At 59.9% G+C, this 7,534-nt stretch carries 5 protein-coding genes; all 5 read left to right on the forward strand.

The features are described 5' to 3' along the window. Window positions 1-120: 120 nt before the first annotated feature. From ACIPIZ_RS04090 to ACIPIZ_RS04110, 5 genes are read left to right on the forward strand one after another with little or no spacing between them, the layout of a single operon-like run. Complete coding sequence (locus tag ACIPIZ_RS04090) at window positions 121-1,953, forward strand: extracellular solute-binding protein (RefSeq protein WP_122854516.1); 1,833 nt, start codon at window positions 121-123, stop codon at window positions 1,951-1,953. Next, window positions 1,950-3,791 carry an extracellular solute-binding protein gene (locus ACIPIZ_RS04095; RefSeq protein ID WP_401164160.1) on the forward strand — a complete coding sequence of 614 codons (1,842 nt, stop codon included), beginning with the start codon at window positions 1,950-1,952 and terminating at the stop codon, window positions 3,789-3,791. Before ACIPIZ_RS04090 ends, ACIPIZ_RS04095 begins: the two co-directional genes overlap by 4 nt. 4 nt (window positions 3,792-3,795) lie before the next feature. Next, complete coding sequence (locus tag ACIPIZ_RS04100; RefSeq protein ID WP_008088514.1) at window positions 3,796-4,869, forward strand: microcin C ABC transporter permease YejB; 1,074 nt, start codon at window positions 3,796-3,798, stop codon at window positions 4,867-4,869. Between the two features lies 1 nt (window position 4,870). Next, window positions 4,871-5,890, forward strand: coding sequence for an ABC transporter permease (locus ACIPIZ_RS04105; protein WP_064390489.1), 1,020 nt, complete (start codon window positions 4,871-4,873; stop codon window positions 5,888-5,890). Window position 5,891: 1 nt separating this feature from the next. Continuing rightward, window positions 5,892-7,502 carry an ABC transporter ATP-binding protein gene (locus ACIPIZ_RS04110; RefSeq protein ID WP_401164162.1) on the forward strand — a complete coding sequence of 537 codons (1,611 nt, stop codon included), beginning with the start codon at window positions 5,892-5,894 and terminating at the stop codon, window positions 7,500-7,502. Window positions 7,503-7,534: the final 32 nt, after the last annotated feature.

Below are 7,534 nucleotides of genomic sequence, written 5' to 3' on the forward strand. Positions count from 1 at the left end.
TAGGGTGAGGGGCTCTTCGCGCAAACGATTAACCGCGCATTAACCCGCGATCTTTTTCCTGCCCAGACAAGCTGTTACTGTACGGCCCACAAAGCCCAAGCCGCCTGGATCGGATCTGACTTGAAGCGTCCCCTCCTCCTGCTCCTGATCAGCCTGGCCTTGAGCTCAACCGCAAGCGCGACGATTACCGAAAGTCACGGTTATGCGCAGTTCGGCACGCTCAAGTACCCGGCCAGATTTACCCACTTCGACTGGGTCAACCCGCAAGCGCCCAAGGGCGGTACGTTGCGGGTGATGGCGTTCGGCACCTTCGATACGGTCAATCCGTACACGTTCAAGGGCACAAGCCCGGTCACCACAGCGAATTTCCTTCAGTACGGCATCAACGAGCTGAACGAGCCGCTGATGGTCGGCACCGGCCAGTATTCGCCATCCGGTGACGAACCCGCGTCGAGTTACGGCTTGATCGCGCAATCGGTGGAATACAGCGAAGATCGCAGCTGGGTCGTCTTCAACCTGCGTCCCGAGGCGCGCTTCCACGACGGCACGCCGATCACCGCTTATGACGTAGCGTTCTCCTATCGAACGCTGCTCAAGGACGGCCATCCGCTGTACCGCACCGCGTTGCAGGAAGTGCTGCGGGTCGACATTCTCAACAAACAGCGCATTCGCTTCGTGCTCAAGCGCTCCGGCAATCCGCTTTTGATTCTGCGCCTCGGCGAATTGCCGGTGCTGCCGCAGCATTACTGGAAAGACCGCGACTTCAAGGCCACCACCTTCGAACCGCCACTGGGCAGCGGGCCGTATCGCATCACCTCGGTCACGCCGGGCCGGCAGTTGATCTTCGAACGGGTCAAGGATTACTGGGGCAAGGACTTGCCGGTCAATCGCGGCAAGTACAACTTCGATCGCATGGAAGTCGAGTTCTACCGCGACAGCGATGTCGCCTTCGAAGCGTTCAAGGCTGGCGAATTCGACATTTACATCGAGCATCAGGCGAAAAACTGGGCCAACGGCTACAACTTCCCCGCGATACGCCGTGGCGACGTGATCAAGGCGCAGATCCCGCATCAGATCCCGACCCAGAGTCAGGGCCTGTTCATGAACACCCGCCGCGCCACCTTCGCCGATGTGAAAACCCGCGAAGCGCTGGGCCTGATGTTCGATTTCGAGTGGACCAACCGCGCACTGTTCAGCGATGCCTACAAGCGCACCACCAGTTACTACCCCAACAGTGAATTCACAACCTCCGGCCTGCCGGTCGGGGGGGAATGGCTGATGCTCAAGCCGTACAAGGAACAACTGCCGGCCAAGCTGTTCACCGAGCCGTTCACTCTGCCAAAAACCGACGGTCGCGGCATTCCCCGGGAAACCATGCGCAAGGCATTGGCGTTGCTCGCCGAAGCCGGCTGGAAGCTCAACGGGCAGCGCCTGCAAAACGCTGAAGGCCAACCGCTGCGGTTCGAGCTGTTGCTGGTCAATCCGAACCTGGAGCGCCTCTACCAGCCCTACATCGAGAACCTCAACAGCATCGGCATCGACGCGCGCCTGCGCACCGTGGATCGGGCGCAGTACAAACAGCGCCTCGATCAATTTGATTTCGACATGATCTCGATGACGCTCAACCAGACCCTTAGCCCGGGCCTTGAGCAGTGGCAGTACTTCCACTCCAGCCAGGTCGGAGTCAAGGGCAGCAAGAATTACGCGGGCATCGCCAATCCGGTGGTCGATCACCTGCTTGAACAATTGCTCGCCGCACGCACTCGCGACGAGCAGGTCGCCGCCGGCAAGGCGCTCGACCGCGTGCTGCTCTGGCAGCACTACAGCATTCCCAACTGGTACCTCAATTATCACCGTCTGGCCTACCGCAACCGGTTGGCCTTCGTCACTACGCCGCCCTTTACCCTGGGCTTGAGCGCGTGGTGGCTGAAGTCTTCGGAGAAAGATCGATGAAACCTATCCGCGACCTGCTCGTCCAGGCCAGCGGCTTACTGTTCGCCGGGCTGGCCTTTGCCGCCCCGCAACACGCCGTGACCCTGTACAACGAGCCGCCGAAATACCCGGCCGATTTCAAGCATTTCGATTATGTGAATCCCGACGCGCCCAAGGGTGGCGTGTTCCGTCAGGCCGGATTCGGCGGCTTCGACAGCCTCAACCCGTTCATCAGCAAAGGCGTGCCGGCCGATGACATCGGGCAGATCTACGACACCCTGACCAAGCACAGCCTTGACGAGCCGTTCACCGAATACGGCCTGATCGCAGGCAAAATCGAAAAGGCCCCGGACAACAGCTGGGTGCGCTTCTACCTGCGCCCCGAAGCACGCTTCCATGACGGCCACCCGGTGCGCGCCGACGACGTGGTGTTCAGCTTCAACACGCTGACCAAGGAAGGCTCGCCGATGTTTCGCGGCTACTACAGCGACGTGTCCGAAGTGATCGCCGAAGACCCGCTGAAAGTCCTGTTCAAGTTCAAGCACAGCAACAACCGCGAGTTGCCACTGATCCTCGGCCAATTGCCGGTGCTGCCAAAACACTGGTGGGCCGATCGTGACTTCAACAAGGGCAACCTGGAAATTCCGCTGGGCAGCGGCCCGTACAAGGTCGCCGAAGTGAAGGCCGGACGCTCGGTGCGCTACGAGCGGGTCAAGGATTACTGGGGCAAGGACCTGCCGGTCAACCGCGGTTTCTACAATTTCGACACGATGACCAGCGATTACTACCGTGACAACACCGTCGCCCTTGAAGCCTTGAAGGCCGGCCAGTTCGATTACTGGCTGGAGATGGCCGCAAAAAACTGGGCCAACGCCTACAACATTCCGGCCGTCACTGAAGGACGGTTGATCAAGGAGCAGATCGCCAACAGCAACCCGACCGGCATGCAGGGGTTTGTCTTCAACCTGCGCCGTCCGGTGTTCCAGGACGTGCGGGTGCGTCAGGCGCTCGGGTTGCTGTTCGATTTCGAGTGGACCAACAAACAACTGTTCAACGGCGCCTACTTCCGCACTCGCAGCTACTTCGAGAACTCGGAAATGGCCGCCACCGGCCTGCCCGATGCTGATCAACGAACGATCCTCGAGCCGTTCCGCAGCAAACTACCGGCGCAGGTGTTCAGCGAAGCGTTCGAGCCCCCCAAGACCGACGCCAGCGGCATGATCCGCGCCCAGCAGCGCGAGGCCTATCAACTGCTGCAAGAGGCCGGCTGGAAGATCGTCGACGACAAGATGGTCGACGCTACGGGCAAGCCTGTAATGATTGAATTCTTACTCGCGCAGACCGAGTTCGAGCGGGTTTTGCTGCCGTTCAAGCGCAACCTCAGCGACCTCGGCATTGATCTGGTGATCCGTCGCGTCGACGTTTCGCAGTACATCAACCGCGTGCGCTCGCGGGACTTCGACATGATGGTCGGCAGCTTTCCGCAGTCCAACTCGCCGGGTAACGAACAGCGCGAATACTGGATGAGCGCCGCTGCCGACAAGGCCAGCAGCCGCAACACCATGGGCCTGAAGGATCCGATCGTCGATCAACTGGTCGAGAACCTGATCAACGCCGACTCGCGCAAAAGCCTCGTGGCCCATGCCCGCGCACTGGATCGCGTGCTGCAATGGGGCTACTACTTAGTGCCCAACTGGCACATCAAGACCTGGCGCGTGGCTTACTGGAATCACATCGGTCACCCGAAGGTCTCACCCAAGTATGACATCGGCATCAACACCTGGTGGGTCAAGCCGAACGCAAAACCGGCGATAGAAGTCGAAACCAAACTGCAAGCCGACCCTGCGGGCACGGAGTAATCAGATGCTGGCGTATATTTTTCGGCGACTGTTGCTGATCATCCCGACCCTGTTCGGCATTCTGCTGATCAACTTCGTGATCATCCAGGCCGCGCCCGGTGGCCCGGTGGAACAGATGATCGCCAAGCTCGAAGGCTTCGAAGGCGCCACCAGCCGCATCGCCGGCGGCGGTGCCGAGGTGTCGGTGGCCGGTTCGTCCTATCGCGGCGCGCAGGGGCTGGACCCGGCGCTGATCAAGGAAATCGAGCACATGTACGGGTTCGACAAGTCGGCCCCGGAACGGCTGTGGATCATGGTCAAGAACTACGCCAAGCTGGATTTCGGCGACAGCTTTTTCCGCGACGCCAAGGTCATCGACCTGATCAAGGAAAAGATGCCGGTGTCGATCTCGCTGGGGCTGTGGAGCACGCTGATCATGTACCTGGTGTCGATCCCGCTGGGGATTGCCAAGGCCACGCGACACGGCAGCCACTTCGACGTCTGGACCAGTTCGGCGATCATCGTCGGCTATGCGATCCCGGCGTTCCTCTTTGCGATTCTGCTGATCGTGGTGTTTGCCGGCGGCAGTTATCTCGACTGGTTCCCGTTGCGCGGGCTGACCTCGAACAACTTCGATGAGCTGAGCTTCGGCGGCAAGATCCTCGATTACTTCTGGCACCTGGCATTACCAGTGACGGCACTGGTGATCGGCAACTTCGCGACAATGACCCTGTTGACCAAAAACAGCTTTCTCGACGAGATCAACAAACAGTACGTGGTCACCGCCAAAGCCAAAGGCCTGACCCGCCACCGCGTGCTCTACGGCCACGTGTTCCGCAACGCCATGCTGCTGGTGATTGCCGGATTCCCGTCGGCGTTCATCGGGATTTTCTTCACCGGCTCCTTGCTGGTCGAAGTAATCTTCTCCCTCGACGGCCTCGGCCTGATGAGTTTCGAAGCGGCGATCAACCGCGATTACCCGGTGGTGTTCGGCACCCTGTTCATCTTCACCCTGCTCGGGCTGGTGGTGAAACTGATCGGCGACCTCACCTACACCCTGGTCGATCCGCGCATCGACTTCGAAAGCCGGGAGCATTGAGATGAACCTGTCCCCTCTCAACCGCCGCCGCTTCGAACTGTTCAAGGCCAACAAGCGTGGCTGGTGGTCGCTGTGGCTGTTTCTGATCCTGTTCGGGCTGAGCCTCGGTGCCGAACTGATCGCCAACGACAAGCCGCTGGTGGTGCATTACGACAACAACTGGTACTTCCCGGCGATCAAGCGCTACCCGGAAACCACCTTCGGCGGCGAATTTCCGCTGGAAGCCAACTACAAGAGCCCGTACATCCGCGAACTGCTCAAGGCCAAGGATGCGTGGGTGCTGTGGGCGCCGATTCCTTATAACTACCAAAGCATCAACTACGACCTGAAAGTCCCGGCCCCTGCCCCGCCCTCGGCGGACAACCTGCTCGGTACCGACGATCAGGGTCGCGATGTGCTGGCGCGGGTGATTTACGGTTTCCGCATTTCCGTGCTGTTTGCGCTGACCTTGACCGTGTTGAGTTCGATTATCGGCGTGATTGCCGGCGCCCTTCAGGGTTTCTATGGCGGCTGGGTTGATCTGGCCGGGCAGCGTTTTCTGGAAATCTGGTCGGGGCTGCCAGTGCTGTACCTGCTGATCATTCTCGCCAGTTTTGTGCAGCCGAATTTCTGGTGGCTGCTGGGGATCATGCTGCTGTTCTCGTGGATGAGCCTGGTCGACGTGGTGCGCGCCGAGTTCCTCCGTGGCCGCAACCTCGAATACGTGCGCGCGGCGCGGGCGCTGGGCATGCAGAACGGCGCGATCATGTTCCGCCACATCCTGCCCAACGCGATGGTCTCGACCATGACCTTCATGCCGTTCATCCTCACCGGCGCCATCGGCACCCTCACCGCGCTGGACTTCCTCGGTTTCGGTTTGCCGGCCGGCAGTCCGTCGCTGGGTGAACTGGTCGCCCAAGGCAAATCCAACCTGCAAGCGCCGTGGCTGGGCATGAGTGCCTTTGCCGTGTTGGCGTTGATGTTGAGTTTGCTGGTGTTTATCGGCGAGTCCGCTCGCGATGCCTTCGACCCGAGGAAGTGAAATGAATCAGGACAATCTGATCGAAGTGCGCGACCTCGCCGTCGAATTCGGTTTCGGCGAGCGCGTACACCGGGTCGTTGAAGGCGTGAGTTTCGACATCAAGCGTGGCGAAACCCTGGCACTGGTAGGCGAATCCGGCTCGGGCAAATCGGTGACTGCACACTCGATTCTGCGCCTGCTGCCCTACCCGATGGCCCGCCATCCGGCCGGCAGCATCAATTACGCCGGGCAAAATCTGCTGGGGATGAGCGAAAAGACCATCCGCCATATTCGCGGCAATCGCATTGCAATGATTTTTCAGGAGCCAATGACCTCGCTGAACCCACTGCATTCGATCGAGAAGCAGATCAACGAAGTGCTCGGCATCCACAAGGGCCTGACCGGCAAAGTCGCGACCAAGCGCACGCTGGAGCTGCTGGAGATGGTCGGCATCCCCGAGCCGCACAAGCGCCTCAAGGCCCTGCCCCACGAATTGTCCGGCGGTCAGCGCCAGCGCGTGATGATCGCCATGGCGCTGGCCAACGAGCCGGAACTGCTGATTGCCGACGAGCCGACCACCGCTCTGGACGTGACCGTTCAGCTGAAAATCCTCGATTTGCTTAAGGAATTGCAGGCCAGATTGGGCATGTCGCTGTTACTGATCAGTCACGATTTGAACCTGGTGCGAAGAATTGCGCATCGCGTATGTGTCATGCAGCGCGGTTGCATCGTCGAACAGGCATCGTGCGAAGAGCTGTTCCGTTCGCCGCAGCATCCGTACACTCGGGAATTGCTCGGCGCGGAGCCCAGCGGAGGCCCGGCGAGCAATAAAATCGGCGCGCCGCTGCTTGAAGTCGAGGACCTGAAAGTCTTGTTCCCGATCAAGAAAGGCCTGCTCAAGCGCACGGTGGATCACGTCAAGGCAGTGGACGGCATCAATTTCAGCCTGCCTCAGGGTCAGACCTTGGGGATTGTGGGGGAAAGCGGTTCCGGCAAATCCACGCTGGGTCTGGCGATTTTGCGGCTGATCGGCAGCAAAGGTGCGATCCGCTTTGAAGGCAAGCAGCTAGACTGCCTGACGCAGAACGAGGTTCGCCCGTTGCGTCGGGAGATGCAGGTAGTGTTTCAGGACCCGTTTGGCAGCCTGAGCCCGCGCATGTGCGTCAGCGATATCGTTGGCGAAGGCCTGCGGATTCACAAGATGGGCAGCGCCGAGGAACAGGAAGCGGCGATTATTGCGGCATTGAAGGAGGTAGGTCTGGATCCGGAAACCCGGCACCGCTACCCCCACGAATTTTCCGGTGGGCAACGGCAACGAATCGCCATTGCCCGGGCTTTGGTGCTGAAACCGGCGCTGATCCTGCTGGACGAGCCGACGTCGGCGCTCGACCGCACGGTGCAGCGGCAAGTGGTGGAGCTGTTGCGTTCACTGCAAGCCAAGTACAACCTGACGTATTTGTTTATCAGCCATGACCTGGCTGTCGTCAAAGCGCTGAGCCACCAGTTGATGGTGGTCAAGCATGGCCAAGTGGTCGAACAGGGAGACGCGCAAAGTATTTTTGCCGCCCCCCAACATCCGTATACACAGCAGTTGCTGGAAGCCGCTTTTTTGGCACCAGCCACTGCGCAATAACCTGAAAGAGGCGCAACACATGGGTTTTCTCG

Origin of the sequence: Pseudomonas sp. NPDC087690 (genome assembly GCF_044743175.1) — a bacterium.
Classification (GTDB): Bacteria; Pseudomonadota; Gammaproteobacteria; order Pseudomonadales; family Pseudomonadaceae; genus Aquipseudomonas.

Excerpts from the sequence above, each read along its gene's own strand:
- ACIPIZ_RS04100 (WP_008088514.1), top strand. The coding sequence starts at position 3,796 with ATGCTGGCGTATATTTTTCGGCGACTGTTGCTGATCATCCCGACCCTG.
- ACIPIZ_RS04105 (WP_064390489.1), top strand. The coding sequence starts at position 4,871 with ATGAACCTGTCCCCTCTCAACCGCCGCCGCTTCGAACTGTTCAAGGCC.
- ACIPIZ_RS04110 (WP_401164162.1), top strand. The coding sequence starts at position 5,892 with ATGAATCAGGACAATCTGATCGAAGTGCGCGACCTCGCCGTCGAATTC.
- ACIPIZ_RS04095 (WP_401164160.1), top strand. The coding sequence starts at position 1,950 with ATGAAACCTATCCGCGACCTGCTCGTCCAGGCCAGCGGCTTACTGTTC.